This is a genomic window from Streptomyces sp. NBC_00503, from assembly GCF_036346895.1.
Taxonomy (GTDB): Bacteria; Actinomycetota; Actinomycetes; order Streptomycetales; family Streptomycetaceae; genus Streptomyces.
Genome location: NZ_CP107855.1, coordinates 8,146,874 through 8,160,466, shown reverse-complemented (window position 1 = coordinate 8,160,466; position 13,593 = coordinate 8,146,874). Strand labels below are relative to the sequence as shown.

At 69.2% G+C, this 13,593-nt stretch carries 10 protein-coding genes and 4 pseudogenes; 5 read left to right on the top strand and 9 right to left on the bottom strand.

Going from position 1 to position 13,593, the window contains the following annotated elements:
* Window positions 1-128: 128 nt before the first annotated feature.
* The 5 genes and pseudogenes from OG490_RS37335 to OG490_RS37315 all read right to left on the bottom strand — a co-directional run.
* Complete coding sequence (locus OG490_RS37335; protein ID WP_330300709.1) at window positions 129-818, bottom strand: hypothetical protein; 690 nt, start codon at window positions 816-818, stop codon at window positions 129-131.
* Between the two features lie 90 nt (window positions 819-908).
* Window positions 909-1,034: a hypothetical protein gene (locus OG490_RS37330; protein ID WP_330300708.1), complete on the bottom strand. Its 126-nt coding sequence runs from the start codon at window positions 1,032-1,034 to the stop codon at window positions 909-911.
* A 145-nt stretch (window positions 1,035-1,179) separates the two neighbouring features.
* Window positions 1,180-1,644, bottom strand: coding sequence for a hypothetical protein (locus OG490_RS37325; RefSeq protein WP_330300707.1), 465 nt, complete (start codon window positions 1,642-1,644; stop codon window positions 1,180-1,182).
* Window positions 1,645-1,889: 245 nt separating this feature from the next.
* Window positions 1,890-2,780, bottom strand: a pseudogene (locus OG490_RS37320) (IS701 family transposase); the annotation flags it as partial.
* Window positions 2,753-4,434 (bottom strand): annotated as a pseudogene (locus tag OG490_RS37315) (ISAzo13 family transposase); the annotation flags it as partial. The pseudogenes OG490_RS37320 and OG490_RS37315, both read right to left, overlap by 28 nt.
* Before the next feature lie 57 nt (window positions 4,435-4,491).
* Between OG490_RS37315 and OG490_RS37310 the strand changes: the two are divergent.
* A pseudogene (locus tag OG490_RS37310) lies at window positions 4,492-4,635 on the top strand (transposase); the annotation flags it as partial.
* A gap of 387 nt (window positions 4,636-5,022) precedes the next feature.
* On the opposite strand, the gene OG490_RS37305 reads toward OG490_RS37310, so the two are convergent.
* Window positions 5,023-7,677, bottom strand: a complete 2,655-nt coding sequence (locus OG490_RS37305) for a WD40/YVTN/BNR-like repeat-containing protein (RefSeq protein WP_330300706.1) — start codon at window positions 7,675-7,677, stop codon at window positions 5,023-5,025.
* Window positions 7,678-7,994: 317 nt separating this feature from the next.
* Between OG490_RS37305 and OG490_RS37300 the strand changes: the two genes are divergently transcribed.
* Genes OG490_RS37300 through OG490_RS37290 form a run of 3 tightly spaced genes read left to right on the top strand, consistent with a single transcriptional unit; the run spans window position 7,995 to window position 10,767 of the window.
* Window positions 7,995-8,870 (top strand): CPBP family intramembrane glutamic endopeptidase, encoded by an 876-nt coding sequence (locus OG490_RS37300; protein WP_330300705.1) that lies wholly within the window; start codon window positions 7,995-7,997, stop codon window positions 8,868-8,870.
* On the top strand, window positions 8,867-10,159 hold the full coding sequence (locus OG490_RS37295) for a sensor histidine kinase (protein ID WP_330300704.1): 1,293 nt from the start codon (window positions 8,867-8,869) through the stop codon (window positions 10,157-10,159). The genes OG490_RS37300 and OG490_RS37295 overlap by 4 nt, the downstream gene beginning before the upstream one ends.
* Window positions 10,123-10,767 (top strand): response regulator transcription factor, encoded by a 645-nt coding sequence (locus OG490_RS37290; RefSeq protein WP_330300703.1) that lies wholly within the window; start codon window positions 10,123-10,125, stop codon window positions 10,765-10,767. The genes OG490_RS37295 and OG490_RS37290 overlap by 37 nt, the downstream gene beginning before the upstream one ends.
* 215 nt (window positions 10,768-10,982) lie before the next feature.
* Here OG490_RS37290 and OG490_RS37285 read toward each other — a convergent pair whose 3' ends face one another.
* From OG490_RS37285 to OG490_RS37275, 3 genes and pseudogenes are all read right to left on the bottom strand, one after another.
* Window positions 10,983-11,117, bottom strand: coding sequence for a L,D-transpeptidase family protein (locus tag OG490_RS37285; RefSeq protein WP_330300702.1), 135 nt, complete (start codon window positions 11,115-11,117; stop codon window positions 10,983-10,985).
* 240 nt (window positions 11,118-11,357) lie between these two features.
* Window positions 11,358-11,561 (bottom strand): annotated as a pseudogene (locus tag OG490_RS37280) (cold-shock protein).
* Window positions 11,562-11,875: 314 nt separating this feature from the next.
* Window positions 11,876-12,283: a hypothetical protein gene (locus OG490_RS37275; protein ID WP_330300701.1), complete on the bottom strand. Its 408-nt coding sequence runs from the start codon at window positions 12,281-12,283 to the stop codon at window positions 11,876-11,878.
* Window positions 12,284-12,762: 479 nt separating this feature from the next.
* Here OG490_RS37275 and OG490_RS37270 point away from each other — a divergent pair, with 479 nt between their 5' ends.
* Entirely contained in the window at window positions 12,763-13,593 is an 831-nt protein-coding gene (locus tag OG490_RS37270; RefSeq protein WP_330300700.1) for an IS5 family transposase, read from the top strand.

The following is a 13,593-nucleotide window of genomic DNA, read 5'->3' as shown; positions in this document are numbered from 1 at the left end:
ATGGACCCCGTCCACGTCGACAGAGGAGCATCACGGGGCTATGGATCAGGTACTGATCATTTGCAGGTCATCTCGCGTGACCGGAGATCGCTGTGTACTGCTCGACTCCTCGTTCCCCGGACGCGCCGTCAGGGGGTCAGTGCGGTTGCGACCTCGGCGAGGCGGGCGGTCGGCCAGGCGAAGCGGTTGGCGGGGTTACGGAAGGAGTAGCCACCATCGTTGATCAGGTAGCCGCCCTCGGCCGTGGTCCAGTGCGTGGGGCCCCACTCCCCCTGATGCGCGAGGCGCGCCACGGCGAGCCTCTCCGGCGCCTCAACGCGGGTGCGGGCGCGCAGCGCCGCGGTCAGGCGCTCGAAGGCCTCATCCGGCACGGCGTCGTCGCCGAATGCCGGGAGCAGGAGCAGTAGTCGGGCGTGGGGGTCGGTGGTGCTGCCGCCGGGCAGGCCGTTGTCCGCTGCGGCGGTCAGCTCGGCCCAGGACAGGCCGGGGCCCATGAAGTGCCCATCGTCCTGCGCCAAGGTCTCGGCCGCGTTCCAGTCAGGGTGGTGCACGAGGTAGTCGATGCCGGCCTCCCCCTCCAAGGCGCGATACACCACATGCAGGCGGTGATCACCGGCCAGCGGCACCGTGAACACGGGCCAGGTGTCGCCTCCCAGCAGCTGGGACAGCAAGGCTCCCGCTTCCAGATCGCGCGTATCGCCCAGATGCAGGTGGACCAGCCAAAACAGGTGGTCGTCCAGGAGTTCGGGCTGGTGGCGGAAGGGGCCTCCGTCATAGCCCGGGATCCGGGCCGGAGGTGTCTGTGGGCTGCTCGTCACGAGGGCCATCATGTCCCCGGCTGCCTCACGAGTGACAGCTGGGGTGCCTGAAGCAATGCGGGACGCACAGCAAGGATATGGATCAGGTACTCAGTCGGATTTCCACGGCAGGCTGGTGTTGGCCTGTCCGATGAGGTACCTGACGCCTTGGTTGTCGTCGGGGTTGGTCCACAGACTGTTGGAGAAGACCGCCGCCGCCTTCTCCGGCTCTCCCAATCGCCGCCACGTACTGGGATCTGCTGGGAGTCATAAGTGCGCCGAGTTCAACCCATCGGGACCAGGAGGCATAGCGGCGGACCTGGTGCTCGTCCAAGGCGGCCTGGCCCTTGCCGGATTGGAAGAACTCCTCTACTCGCAGTGATCAAGTGCGGCCTGATCCTCGTTCGCGCCATCGAACCCAGTAGTCAACCCCGTCGACCCGATAGCGGTCCCCACCGTCGAACCGCCACTCGGCAACCAGCAGCTTCGCGTCTGCAGGCGCTTGGCGGTGCGGGGTGAGCAATGCCGTCAGCTCGTCATACCGGGGGTCGATACCTCCATGACCAGGATGGCCCTCAATCCCGGCGGTTCCTGCTTCGTAGCAGTGGTTCCACGCGACGAAGATCGCCCACTGTTCGCGCTCCAGCGCGGCCAGGGTCTCGTCCGCCGGCCACACGAAGTACTCATCCGGGGCAACGGAGAAGTCCACGTCGTGGCACTGGAAGTAGTGAGGCACCCCATCGACGTCGACAAGCCCGTCGCGAGGACCGTCGTACCACTCCAACTCGGCGTATATATGCTCGAATCCGTCAGTGACCAGCTGCCGTACGTCCCAGATCTCACCCACACGTGCAGGCTACCGGCGACAAGCCGCAGCCCGGACATGAAGATCACGATCTACGGCTGGAGTATTAGTACTCCAGCCGGACTTTGATGTTTTGCCTGGTCAACGGCTTGGGTGTGGGGAGTGTAGCGGGGCAGTGCCGGGAGTGGGACGGGTTCGCGCGGCCCGTCCCGCGAACGAGTGCCCGCGCCGCGTGTAGTGACATCGGCGGGCCCGCGCCTGGTGCCGCCGGCGCCATCGTGACCAGTTCATCGAGTGGTCGCCCCGTGCGGCAGGATGTCGGTGGGTAGTTGCCAGCAGACGGCGGATCTCGGCTGGTGTGAGGTCCACGAGGTCGGGCGTGTCCCGCTGGGTTCCCCCTTTTCTCTCGCGTGGGCGGCGGTGACGGCCAGGAACGCGTGGGCGAGCATGGCGAGGGTGATGTGCCGGTGCCAGCCGGTGTAGCGGCGGACTTCGTACTGGTCCAGGCCGCACTCGTTCTTCGCGCTCTGGAAGCATTCCTCGATCTTCCAGCGGACGCCGGCGATCCGCACGAGGTCGGCGAGGGTTGCCTGCAGGGGTGCCGAAGCCAGGAAGTAGGCGAGCTCGTCCGGCTTGGTGATGCTGCGGCGGGCGAGCATCCATCGCTGGCGGGTGGGCTCGTCGCCGTCGAATTCCCAGACGGCCGGCAGCCGGGCGGCGGCCCAGTCGTAGATGCGTGGCCCTTTGGCGCCGTCGCCGCAGGAGAGCCGTTGCCATGCTTCGGGAGGAGCTTGGCCGATGAGGTGGTCGATGCGGGGGCCGTGGACCTGCTGGGACTTGGGCACGGCCATGACGTAGGACAGGCCGGCGTCTTCCAGGAAGCGGCGGAAGCGGGAGTCCTGCCCGTAGGCGGCATCCGCGGCGACCCAGGTGACGGGCAGCGGGGAGGCGAGTGCTCGCAGGACCATGGTGCGGGCCAGGTCGTTCTTCGTCGCGAAGCCACGTTCGCTGGGGATCTTGGCGGCGCGGCAGCGTTCCGGATCGTCGGTCCAGGACTTGGGCAGGTAGAGCTCGCGGTCGACCAAGGCGTGGCCCAGGGTGGTGGCGTAGGCGGCGAAGACGCCGATCTGGCAGTTTTCGGTCCGGCCGGGGCCCGTATTTGAATAACTGTCAGGGACAACCTTCGGTGGGAATCGCTCGGGCGTGTAGTTGTTCCAGGGTGCGGGCGGCCGGGCCGGGGAGAGGCGTGACGAGGATCTGGTGGAGGTCCAGGAGCCGCTTTGCGTCTTGGTACTGGATGGACAGGTTGGTGCGTTTGACGCCCATGAGCTGAGCCAAGAACGTCATGGTCAGTGCTCTGCGGCGGTGCAAGATGGCGGCCAGGATCCGGTGGAGGTGATCCACGCTGCTGATCTGCGGGTGGCGGTAGTTGCGCGGGCGGTGGAAACGCCGCTGGAATGCCGTCTCGGCCATGGCGTCCCAGAAAGGTTCCGAGACCGCCACCAACTGCGCGAACGCGGTCCGTGACATGCCGGTCAGGGTCGGGTCGGTGAGCATCACGGTCAGGGCGGGGTCGACCTGGCGCGTGCTGGCCGGCGTGTCTGGTGTTCGCGGTGGGAGGGGAGCCAGCGTGTAGTTCCAGTCGCCGTGGAAGCCGTTCGGTGTGATCGGGAGAGCGTGGAATTCGGCGGGCGTCACGCTGATGCCCAGGTCGTACTTGCCGGTGTCCAGTTCGGCCCCGATGGTCAGCCCGGTCTTGGTGGTCGTGGCGGCGATGGTCTCGAGGACGACCTGGTAGCTGGTCAGAGGTCGCCCTCGCCAGTTCGCGGTGATGTGGCAGAACATCCGGTGCTCGATCTTGTTCCACTTCGACGTTCCGGGAGGCAGGTGGCAGACCGAGATCTCCAGCCCGCTTTCCCGGGCGAAAGCGGCCAGGTTGCTCTTCCAGGTCCAGCGGCGAGGGTCGTTGGAACCCCCGGAGTCAGCCGTGATCAGGAGCCGGCTGGCACGTGGATAGTCCGCCTGTCCGCGGTGCTGCCACCAGCGGCGGATGGACTCCACCGCGAACTGGGCGGTGTCGTGGTCGGTGCCGACGTTGACCCATCCGGTGTTGTGGGCGATGTCGTAGATCCCGTAGGGAATCGCCATCGGCTGATCGGTGGTGGTGAATGTGTGGCAGTCCACCTTGATCGCGTCCTTGCCCGGCCGCCAGGTACGACCGGGCCGGTCACGGTTGCCGAGCCATTCCTTGGCCTTGGTATCGACGCTGATCACCGGCTGGGCGTCGTTGAGGAAGGCGGCGGCGGTGGTGTTCAGGTGGGTGAACTGGGCATCGCGGTCTGGATGGCTGATGCCCTCCGTCGTCTTTGCGGTGCCCTGCAAGCTGTATCCCAAGGTGTGCAGCAGGTGCCCGACGGTGGAAGCGCTGGCGGGATGGCCCCGTGCCGCGAGGGCCGAGGCCAGGGCCCGCAGCGACAGCGTGGTCCACCGCAGTGGAGAGACGGGGTCGCCCCGGGTGTGTGGCTCGATCAGCGACTCCAGTTCGGGCACCAGGCCGGGATCGGTGTCTGTCAGACGTTTGCGGCCGGCACCTGGGGCCCGGATTCGGAGGGTTGGGACGGAGCCATCAGCCAATTCGGCGATACCACGCGCGATGGTGACAGGACTGGTGCCGGAAACCGCGGCGACAAAGGCGATCCCGCCATGACCGAGGGCGGTGGCCTCGCTGGCCAGGTACAACCGACGCCGACGCTCATCGAAATGCGGCAAAATCTGATCGAACTTGGCCCGCAACACGAGGGCGACGGCGCGGTCAGCCAGAAGCGGAGCCATGGTTCAGACTCCCACCAACTCCCCTTCCACCGTGCACTATTTGATGTACGGGCCCCCGGCCGAACGGAGAACTGCCAAATCGGGGTGTTCACCGCCTACGCCTCCGCCAAGGGCCGGGCCCTGGTGGACCGCGAGCTCTACCTGCCCAAGTCCTGGACCGAGGATCCGGACCGGTGTCGCGCCGCCCGGATCCCGGAGGACAAGCCTGGCGGCGATGACAGCCCAATCCCTCGAAAAGGGGGCCGGCGAAACGGTTCGAGCAGCCTCGTTCCCCTCACCGTGGCAGAAATCCGACGGCTCCTGGACCTTGCCCATCCCCCCTGCATCCCGGTGCCAGTCATCCTGGCACCGTCTCCACTGGTCCCGCTGGCGCCGACGCCACCAGGCCATTGCCCACGGCTGGCACTATCGGCGCCGCACGCACCCCGATCGAGTGAGTCACGAACCACCGCCCACCTGATGCAACGTCAGCCAACTAGACTCCGAAAGGGCCCCGTGACCAGGGCAAATGGAGAAGTGCAACTGGAGTACTAGGCCTCGCGGCTCCCCCGGCAGCGCCGGGGCGCCGGCGGGGGAGCTGATGTCGGGTTACGGCGTCCGGGCCTTCCAGATTCCGCGGCCGTGCGTGGCCACGTACAGCTGGCTGCCGTCCGGGCTCGGCGAGAGGTAGACCGCCGGCGAGGTGGGCAGGTTCGTGCCCAGGCGCGCCCAGTGACCCGGCGAGGTGCTGGTGAACACGCCCAGGTCGGTGGCGACCACCAGAGTGTGGTTCGCGGTGATCAGCGCCGCGTTGGCCGGGGCGTCGGGGAAGGAGTCCGAGGCCGAGGCGTCGCCGCTGACGTCGGTCCAGGTCGTGCCGCCGTCCGCCGTCTTCCAGACGTGGCCGTAGCCGGCGCCGGGGCCTTCGTTCCAGTGCCGGGAGAAGCCGTTGACCAGCGCGTAGACGGTCTTGCCCGAGGCGTCGGCCGGGTCGATGGTCAGACCGGAGACGTAGCGGTTGGGGAAGGCGGCTGGCAGCTCCAGCTGGTGCCAGGTGCCGCCAGAGTTGGTGGCGATGCCACGCCCGAAGGTGCCGTCGACCTTCGAGCAGGGGCCGCACCAGGCTGCCCACGTCACGTGGCCGCGGCTGGCGACCGCCGAGGCGGAGTGACCCGCGCCCAGGTCGTACAGCTTGGTCCAGTCGGTGCCGGAGGTGCTCTGCCAGGTCTTGGTGTTGCCCCAGACGTATTGGCCGCCCGCGACCCACAGGCCGTTCGGGTCGGTCTCGTCCGCGCTGAACGGGGCGATGAACCGGGCTCCCGGGTCGCCGGGCGCGATGTCGGTGATCACGTCCTCGGAGCCGTCGTCGCTCGCGGTGTACCCGCAGTTGTTCGTGATCTGCAACGCCAGGTCGACGTACTCGCCGACCGTTTGGCAGCCGTTGGCGGGGTTGACCAGCTGGTCGCCGCCGTCACCGCCGAACGGGGAGACCATTTTGCCGTCCGGGTTGAGCTGCTGCCCCTGGTAGGTGGCGCCCTTGGGTGCGAGCAGCGAGACGCCGTTGTCCTGCAGGCCGCCCCAGACGGCCTCGCCGCTGCCGTCGGTCATCCTTCCCGCGCGCACGGAGTAGTACTGGAGGTTGCGCAGGGTGCCGGACTCGTTGAGGTTGCGCCAGCCCGCGCTGGTCTGCGCGGTCGGGCGGGCGTAGGCGCCGCCGTCGTTGCCGACGAACACCTCCGGGGTCGAGCCCTTCCACTGGGAGAAGGCGAGGGCGTGCTGGTCCGAGTGCATCACGTCGCCGTCGCAGGTGTTCTGCGCCGCGTCGTAACTGAAGCAGCCCATGCCGAAGTTCCAGTAGCGGCCGATCCCCTTCCAGGTGGCGCCGCCGTCCCGGGACTCGAACATCTCCTCAAGGCCCAGGTAGACGTGGTTCGGGTCGCTCGGGTCGACGGCGATCACCTGGTCGTACCAGGACTGCGATCCGGGCTGGTAGCCGCTGCCGATCTCGTTGATCTTCATCGCGGAGCCGGTCGTCGACAGCGAAGAGGAGGTCGCGATCTGCTTGAACGAGCCGTTCGCGTTGCCGCTCTGACTGACGTACACACCCGCGAGGACCGAGTACGCGCCGGCGCCGGAGGACTTGGCGAGGAGCTTCGGGGACTCCATCGAGACGTACAGCCTGCTGCCGTCGGCGGCGTAGGCGAAGGCGGCGTTGCCGATCTCGGCGGGGTTGATGGCTCCGGTCGGGTTGGCGCGCTTCCAGGTGGTGCCCGCGTCGGCGGAGTAGTAGAAGCCGTTGTAGGCAGCGCCGCCGCGCCAGGCCACGTTGGCCAGCAGCTTGGTGCCGTCGCTGCCGGGCTGTACGGCTATGTCGTTGGCGATGTCCGCGTAGGCTCCCTCGACCCCGCAGCTCACTCCGCTGATGCCGACGCCCGCGCAGGGGGCGAGCACCTTCGTCCAGGCCGTGGACAGGCCCGCCGACAGCGGGCGCCGGAAGACACCGTGTGAGGAGGTCGCGAAGATGTAGCCGGCGGCCTTGTCGAAGGTGACGGTGTGGATGGAGGCGGAGTCCAGCTCGGGACCGCCCACCTTGTCGCTCTCGCTGAAAGCGCCGGTGGCCGGGTCCGCGAGCCGGTAGACACCGCTTCCCAGGTAGTTGTCCGAGGCGGTGGTCGCCTCGCCGGTGGCCAGCCACAGCGAACCGTCGGGCGCGGTGGCGAGGGCGCCCACGGACAGGGCCGGCAGCCGGTCGGCGATCGGCGTCCAGGTCTTGCCGTTGTCGGTCGAGCGGAACACACCGCCGCCGGCGGCACCCGCGTAGACCACGCCCTGGTGCGTCGGATCGGTGGCCAGGGCCGCGATACGGCCCGCCGCGTAGCCCGCACCGCCACCGGAGTTCGAGGCGGACTGGTCGCGGTAGTGGAGTGCGTCCTCGTTGTAGGGAGAGGCGGTGACCTCGGACCAACTACCGGACGAGATAGGCATGTTCTTGATGTGCGCCCACGCGGCGGCGTACGCGCCCGGGGTGATCTGGGCACTGGGCGAGAGCCTCGGCTCGTTGAACGAGTCGAGGGACTCCATCAGTTCGTGCGATTCCTCGCCCGCCACCTCATGGCGGCTGGATCCCGTGTCGCCGTCCACTCCGTACGCGGCGACGGGTCCCGTCCCCGCGATCAGGAGTGCGGCGGCGGACAGGGCGAGTGCCGCCCGCCCGCTGCTCTCCGCCCTGCGGCGCGGTCTGCGTCGTGCGGAAAACACACCCATGGATGTCTCCGGCTTCTTCGGCGTAAGTAGCGGCCGCCTTAGGGCCGCACTTGATCCCTTGCCGCCGAGCCTCGGAACCGTACCTCTGGGGCACCCCTCAACCCCAGGGGCTTACGCCTACTTTATGGGCCGACAAGGCAACGATTACCCAAAGCCGGCGCGGCGGACGCCAGGCTGCCCCACTGACGCCCGTGGTGCCGCACCGGGTGGGGGTGGAGCCTGGTACACCCCGGCCGGGGTGGCAGGTGCAGTGCCCGGGGTCGTACCGCCCGGCATCGTCGTGTGTGTAGGGACACGAGCAGACGGGCGGGACGGTCATGGGAACGGTGGACGGCGTGGAACCGGCGGGGCGCGGCGGGGTGTGGGGTGCGGCGGGGGTGTTCACCGCGGTGGCCTTCGTGGCAGCCGGGGCGTTGGGGGCGGCGCAGCCGGGGACCGGTGTCCCCACCGAGGTGGTGCAGCTGACCCAGTTCGGGCCGGCCGTGGGGGTGGGCGCGGTCGCGCTGTACCGGTGGCGGCGGACCCGCGAGCTGCTGCGGGGCGGCGGAGGCGGGCCCCGCCGCGCGGTGGCCCTCCTCGGCACGGCCGCTCTGGTCGTCGCGCTCACCGTCCTCCTGTACGGACTGGCCCCCGGGGGCGCGGGCTTCACACCTCCGGGAGTCCTACACCACCCCTTCCTGCTGATCGCGGCGGCTCAGCTGGTGGGAGCGTGCGGGGAGGAGATCGGCTGGCGCTGCTTCCTCCAGCCCCTGCTGCGGACCCGGTACGGGGTACTGGTCTCGTCGCTGACGGTGGGTGCGGTGTGGGGCGTCTGGCACGTACCGGTCTTCGCGCAGGCCCCGGCCTACGCCGCGGGATTCCTCGCCGCCACCGTGGCCATGTCGGTCGTGCTGGGCGTCGCGCTCGACGGCGCGGGTGGTCCGTACCGCCTGCTGCTCGCGGGCGGGTTCCACACGCTCGTCAACCTCGGACTGCTCCTCTTCATGGACGAGGAGTCCGGGGCCGTCCTCCCGATGCTCTGCTTCGGGCTCTCCTGCCTGGTGGTGGCCCTGGCGTGGGCCGGACGGCACGCCAAGGCCTCGGCCAAGGTCAAGGCCACGCCTGAGGCCACGGCTGAGGCCACGGCCTCGGCAGTCTCACCAGTGCCGGCGCCCGCGCCCTCACCCGTACCGACTACCCTGAACAGGACATGAGTTCGATCACCTCCCGCTCCCGTAGGTCCTTCCAGGGCCTGGCCGCCGTCGGCCGCTGCCAACTGGCCGGTCTGCTGGGCCTGGCGGTGGCCGTCGTCGGGTCGGGCGTCGTAGGCGCGCTGCTGTTGCTGCCCGTCGGCATCGGGCACCGGATGCTGCCGCCGGCAGCGGCCGCGCTGCGCCGGTGCGCCGACCGCGCCCGACAGCGGGCGAAGCTATGGTCGGGGGTGCGGATCAGCCCGCCGGATCCGCTCCCGCGGACGGCGGGGGCCCGCGCCGTCCTGGCCGACCCGGGGTTCTGGCGGGACCTGGCCTGGGCGTGGCTGGAGCCCCTGGCGGGCGGTCTGCTGGTGGCCGGACCCCCGTCCCTCGTCGTGTACGGGGTCTTCGGGACGCTGGTCCAGCCGTTCGTGTGGCGGCTGATCGACGACGGCAACTGGTACGCGTTCGTCCCCGTGCACAGCACGGGCCTCATGGTCGCGGCGCTGGTGCTGGGCCTCGCCTTCACAGCCGCGGGCATCCTCCTTGCACCCGGAGTCCTGCGCCTGCACGCCCGCTGGAGCCGACTGCTCCTCGCCGCGCCCCGCAGCACTGAACTCCACCGCCGCATCGAGCAGTTGACGGACACGCGGACGGACGCCCTGGACGGCCGTGCGGCCGAACTCCAGCGCATCGAGCGGGATCTGCACGACGGGGCCCAGGCCCGCCTCGTCGCCCTGGGGATGCGGCTCGACAGTGCGACGCGGCTGCTGCAGAACGATCCGCCGGCCGCCCGGGCCGCGCTGCTGGAGGTGCGCGAGTTGTCCGCGCGGGCCCTGCAGGACCTGCGCGACCTGGTCCGGGGCATCCAGCCGCCGGTCCTCACCGACCGTGGTCTGGGCGACGCCGTGCGCTCCCTGGCCCTCGACAGCTTCCTCGACGTGCAAGTCGAGGCAGCTCTGGTCCGGCGGCTGCCGGCGGCCGTCGAATCCGCTGCCTATTTCGCGGTCAACGAGCTTCTGGCCAACGCGGCGAAGCACTCCGGGGCCGACCGCGTCGACGTCGTCCTCACACACGACACACACGACGGCGACGGTGTGGGCGACGGCGGCCCGCGGCTGCGCATCACGGTCACCGACGACGGGAGGGGCGGGGCGGACCCCACCCGGGGAACCGGACTGCTCGGCGTCCGCAAGCGATTGGCTACCTTTGACGGCAGCCTCGCCCTGCACAGCCCGCAGGGCGGGCCGACCACAGTGACCCTGGAGATCCCGTGCGCGTCGTCCTTGCCGAAGACCTCTTCCTCCTGAGGGACGGTCTGATCCGCACGCTCCGGGAGCACGGCTTCGACGTCGCCGCCGCGGTGGACAACGGCCCCTCCCTGCTGCGCGCCCTGCTGGAAGAGGCGCCGGACGTGGCGGTGGTCGACGTACGCCTGCCGCCGTCCTTCACCGACGAGGGGCTCCAGGCCGCCCTCGAAGCCCGCCGGCAGCGTCCTGGTCTGCCGGTCCTCGTCCTCTCCCAGTACGTCGACCAGCTCTACGCGAACGAGCTCCTGGCGAGCGGCGACGGCGGCGTCGGCTACCTGCTCAAGGACCGGGTCACCGACACCGGCCAGTTCATCGATGCCGTCCGCCGCGTCGCCGCCGGCGGCACCGTCCTGGACCCGCAGGTGATCGCCCGGCTGCTGTCGCGCGGCGACGCCCGGGGCACCATTTCCGCCCTCACTCCGCGCGAACGCGACGTCCTGGAACTGATGGCCGAAGGCCGCTCGAACGCCGCCATCGCGGCCACCCTCCACTTCAGCGAGAGCGCCGTCGCCAAGCACACCGCGAGCATCTTCGCCAAGCTCGGCATCACCACCTCCACCGAGGACAACCGCCGGGTACTGGCAGTCCTCGCGTACCTGCGCCGCTAGTGCTGTGGCCGGAAAGGTTTGCCGGGTCGCGGCGTCCGGTGCGGTGCATCGCAAGGCGGAGGACTGCGGCTCGTACTGGACGTACCGCCGCGGTCCGACAACGCGGCGAGGTGCCGTGCCGGGCGCCGCGCCCCGGTGAACCTTTCCGGCCACAGCACAAGCGACCGGGAGCGCTCCGATGGCGCCGCTGTTGGGTGGGGGCCGGTCGGGCGCGGTCAGGTGGCAGGTTTGCGGCCCCGGACGAAGACCATGTCGCCGGTGGCGGTGGTGTCCCAGAGGCGTTCTGCGTCGCCGAGCCGGAGGTTGATGCAGCCTGCCGAGCCGCCGCCGTTGAATAGGTCGCCGTACAACGCCGTGCAGGGCCTGGCCACCGGAGAAGTACTGGGCGTACGGCATGGATCGCGCTGGCACCGACGGTGAGCGAGCCAAGGGAGCCAATGCGGGCCAGTCTCAGACGCTCGTCGGATCTGGATCCTGTGGTCCATGGGGTTAAGGCGGTAGCCGGACCGTGTGTTTCAGGGTGGTATCTCGCTCCGGCCTGCCCCAGGAGTCCTGGTTTCCGGGGCAGGCCAACAGGCGGTTCAGGCGGTTCAGGCAGCGGTGATGTTCTCCGCCTGCGGGCCCTTCTGGCCCTGCGTGATGTCGAAGGTCACGGCCTGGCCCTCCTGGAGCTCACGGTAACCGTTGCCCGAGATGTTGGAGTAGTGCGCGAAGACGTCCGGTCCGCCGCCGTCCTACGCGATGAAGCCGAAACCCTTTTCGGAGTTGAACCACTTCACGGTTCCGCTGGCCATGGTCATGCCTTCCAGTCGAGGTCGGATCCGCACCACGCGGATCCGGAGGTGATCGCCCTGGTCCGGCACTGCACAGCAAGACGCCCACGCCAAGGCGCGGGCAGGGGACTGCGAACCACGACAGCTGAAGGTGAAGTTACATGCCGGAACCGGCTGTTACCAGAGAGCGACGATCATCACCTCGCCTTCACGGCCGGAAGACGAGCTGACGCCGACGGGCAGCCGCCGCCCTGGCAACGCCCTCCGGACTTCCTTCAGCGGGGGAAGCTGGCCGAAGTCCTGCCGACACCACTCGTCCGGTGCGGAGCAGGGCCTCAGCAGCCGTGGGACTCCAGGATCTGGCTGGACTTCACATTGGCCGGGGTCAGCCGGTGGAGCCTGCCCCGGACAGCGTGATCAAGAATCAGCGGCTGGTACGTCTTGTCGATCGGGGTGACGGTCATCCGCTCGGAGGCCCGGTCGTCGTAGGTGACCTGCGAAGCCTTCGGGAACTCGCGCTCACTCGCGTACGGGGTGCCGTGCAGGCAATGCCCCGGGCCGCCGCCGAGCTCCCGGTGATACCGGGCCATCTGATCTGGGAACACGTAGGCGGCAGCCTCCGGCGCCGCCGCGCCCGTGCAGCACAGCACCGCCGCGGCTAGAGCGATGTGCCACCAGTGCGCCCCCTGGGCCTCCAGCAGCGGATCCCAGTCCTGGGCGACCTCGATGAGCTGCTCCATCACGGCCGACGGCACCGCCTTGAACAAGCAGGAACTGGCGCACCCCAACTGCGGCGTTCGCCCTCCGGGACGGCCGCCGGGCGGCCTGCGCACCGGGCGGCGGCCCGACGCTGGAAGGCTTCGAAGGACAGGTGACCGGCCTCAGCGCCCCAGAAGTCGCCTGCGGGATCATGTCCAACATCGTCCTGGTCCTGCAGCACCCGCAACAACACGAGATGCCATAGCGATGGCCCGGTTGGACCGTGGAGTTCTGACAGGACCGATGGGAGGAGCACGTACGGGCAGCGGCCGGACGGTTTGAACCGCCACCGATCGACCATGAACACGCCGTGGCACACCTGCGGGCGGCGGCCAAGCTCCGGCAGAAAGCGCGGGCCGTGAGAGGACGTTCTGAGCCAGTATGACCGTCTTATGGTCACCTGATCGTGTGGGCTTGGGCGGTTCAGGCTGGTCGCGCGGCTTGGTCCTGCTGGGCTGTCCAGGTGAGTGACCGCAAGCCCTACAAGAGCGACCTGTCCGATGAGCGGTGGGCGTTGATCGAGCCGGTGATCGCGGCGTGGAAGGCCGACCATCGGTCTCCGACCAGGCATCAGGGTCGGTACGAGATACGGGAGATCGTTAACGCGATCCTGTGCCAGGGCAGGACCGGCTGCCAGTGGGACTACCTACCGCACGACCTGCCGCCGAAGTCGGCCGTCTACTACTACTTCGCGGTCTGGCGCGACGACGGCACGGACGTGAAGATGAACGACCTGCTGCGCTGGCAGGTCCGGGAGAAGGCCGGGCGATCGGAGGATCCGAGCCTGGTCGTGATCGACACGCAGAGCGTCCGCGCGGCGGTGAACGTGCCCGCGGCCACGACCGGGAAGGACGCGGCCAAGAAGGTGCCCGGACGCAAGCGCGGGCTGGCGGTCGACATCCTCGGCCTGGTCATCGCCGTGACCGTGCTGGCCGCCAGCGCCCACGACAACGCGTTCGGCATCGCCCTGCTCGGCCAGGTCTCCCCCATCGGCACCATCAAGAAGGCGTTAGTGGACCAGGGCTTCAAGAAGACCGTCGTCGAGCACGGCACCGCGGTCGGCATCGACGTCGAGATCGTCGAACGCAACCCCGCCGACAAAGACGCCGGCTTCGTCCCGCAGGCCAAGAGGTGGATCGTGGAGCAGACGCTCGGCATCCTCATGCTGTTCAGGCGGCTCGTGCCGGACTACGAGAGCAGGCCGAAGTCCTCGGAGTCCAGGGTTCGCTGGGCCATGATCGACGTGATAGCGCGCCGGCTGACCGGTCAGACCACGCCCACCTGGCGCGGGTGA

What these genes read in the sequence shown, in the direction of transcription:
- OG490_RS37300 (WP_330300705.1), top strand. Translation starts at nt 7,995, where the DNA reads ATGGGAACGGTGGACGGCGTGGAACCGGCGGGGCGCGGCGGGGTGTGG.
- OG490_RS37305 (WP_330300706.1), bottom strand. Translation starts at nt 7,677, where the DNA reads ATGGGTGTGTTTTCCGCACGACGCAGACCGCGCCGCAGGGCGGAGAGC.
- OG490_RS37295 (WP_330300704.1), top strand. Translation starts at nt 8,867, where the DNA reads ATGAGTTCGATCACCTCCCGCTCCCGTAGGTCCTTCCAGGGCCTGGCC.